This is a genomic window from Oleiphilus sp. HI0043 (assembly GCF_001634935.1).
In genome coordinates this window covers 1-2,108 of sequence record NZ_LWEY01001241.1, presented here as the reverse complement: position 1 = coordinate 2,108, position 2,108 = coordinate 1, and the positions used below count along the sequence as shown (strand labels likewise).

Below are 2,108 nucleotides of genomic sequence, written 5' to 3'. Positions count from 1 at the left end.
AATGCTCTTATACCGATACGAAGCCTATTTATAACAGAAAGCAGGGTGATTTGCCTCCTGGTATTTGACGGCTTAAGCCTCTACTTCCATAGAGGCTGACTTGCTTCGAGTTGTGCTTCTTGTCGGGACACGCCAATATCTCTTAATTGAGCATCACTCAGTTGAAGCAGCTTTTTACGTTGTCGGTGTATCTCCAGTCGCCATGCTAGCGAGTGTAATTGCTTGGCAAATCGTAGACATAGATTGGTGAGGCCTTTTAATGAGCCTGAGTAATTGTGAAGACCTTGTGGCGAAGGGAGTATTTCATGTCTCATCGTATCTTTCCTCGCAATACTAATAATGATAGGGCTTGAAGATGAATACTATACGGAGGTTGTCTGATACGTAACAGATTTAGAATTTAACTAAATTAGCCATAACAGATGTAGTATGAATGAACTGTTAAGTATAATATTTGAACAACTGTTATGGTTCTGGGAGCACAACAATGAAACAGCCTATTTATAAATTGTTAGCAAATGACCTTGCTGAGCAGATTCGGCAAAGTACTTTTGCTAGGGGGGATAAGCTTCCTTCTGTTCGGGAATTAGCGAAACAGCGCTCGGTCAGTGTGTCGACTGTTTTAATGAGCTACGGTTTACTAGAGGACTGGGGGCTGATTGAGGTGAGGCCAAAGTCTGGCTATTATGTTAAAGCCATTGCGCTCAGTGCGCCGGTAGAACATTTATCTAAAGACCATATCCACAACTCTGTCTCTGATTGCGGCCCGGATGAAGTCACCACTTCAGAATTGATCATGGACGTCCTGGCCAGTTCGGCAGAACCAAACAATGTCAGCTTCGGTGCAGCGGTCCCGGCAAGTGACTTCCCTATTATTGAACAACTAAAAAAATCATTTGCAAACCTTGTGCGGACTGAGAAGTTTCTCGGCATTGGCTATGACTCAGGAAAAGGCTGTCCTCAACTAAGGAAGCAGCTCGCCAGACGTGCTTCTGATGCGGGCATGTTAGTGTCACCTGATGAAATTATTATTACTGCTGGCTGCCAAGGGGCCATTGTATTGTGTTTACGCTCTCTGTGTGAAAAAGGTGATGTGGTTGCGGTAGAGTCGCCAGGCTATTATGGCTTGTTACAGTTAATCGAATCTTTGGGGCTAAAAGCGCTTGAAATTCCTTCAGATCCGGTAAGGGGAATGAGCATCGACGCGCTTCAGTTGGCAGTCGAGCAGTGGCCCGTAAAAGTTGTGTTATCAGTTCCTAGCTATAGCAACCCCATGGGAGCCTTGATGCCAGAAACTGCGAAGCTCAAGTTGGCGAAGCTCTTAGAAAAATATGATTTACCGATGATTGAAGACGATATTTACGGAGAGCTGTCATACAGTGATGCTAGGCCAAAAGCTGTTAAATCTTATGATAAGGATGGCCGAATTCTGCTGTGCTCTTCAGTTTCGAAGGTGCTTGACCCTCAGCTATGTGTCGGCTGGGTGATGCCAGGGCGATATCGGGAAAAAATTGAGTACCAACGTTTTTTAAGCAACTCCAGTCACTTTGCTTTACCCCAACTGGCGGTTGCCGATATTTTGTCTAGAGGGCGCTTTGACCGTCACTTGAGGCATGCTCGTGAAGTTTACAGCCAGAGGCGCGATAGGTTGCTAGATTTAATTGCGCTACACTTTCCCAAAGAAACACGCATCACTAAGCCGCAAGGAGGTTTTGTTGCATGGATACAGTTGCCTGATGGTGTAGATAGCACAGAGTTCTACCATTTGGCTAAGGCCGAGGGCGTCATTGTTGCGCCAGGAGAAATCTTTTCAACCGATTCGAGTAAGTACCATAACTATATTCGGTTAAGTTATGCACATGAATGGACCAGAGAGCGAGAGCAAGCTGTTGTGATTTTGGGGAATATACTAAAAGCTGAACTAAGCAGATTCACATAACACTTGCTCAGCTTTTAAGTGGAGAGCTTAACGTTTTTTAGGTGTCCAGGCCCAAACCATTTCCATAAGAATGGGTTCTTTGCCTTCAGCGTCTGTCACACTGGCTTTTACAGTGGTTTCACCTTTTTCGAGTTTTTGGATATCAGCAATTTGCTTTTTGCTTAGCGTT

2 protein-coding genes are annotated in these 2,108 nt (G+C 44.8%); one reads left to right on the top strand and one right to left on the bottom strand.

Annotated features, from left to right (window positions below; genetic code table 11):
• Positions 1-80: 80 nt before the first annotated feature.
• The gene (locus A3729_RS15425) at positions 81-314 is read right to left on the bottom strand and encodes a DUF1127 domain-containing protein (protein ID WP_068508732.1); all 234 of its coding nucleotides are present in this window, start codon (positions 312-314) and stop codon (positions 81-83) included.
• Between the two features lie 173 nt (positions 315-487).
• Here A3729_RS15425 and A3729_RS15420 point away from each other — a divergent pair, with 173 nt between their 5' ends.
• Positions 488-1,939 (top strand): PLP-dependent aminotransferase family protein, encoded by a 1,452-nt coding sequence (locus A3729_RS15420; protein ID WP_068634046.1) that lies wholly within the window; start codon positions 488-490, stop codon positions 1,937-1,939.
• Positions 1,940-2,108: the final 169 nt, after the last annotated feature.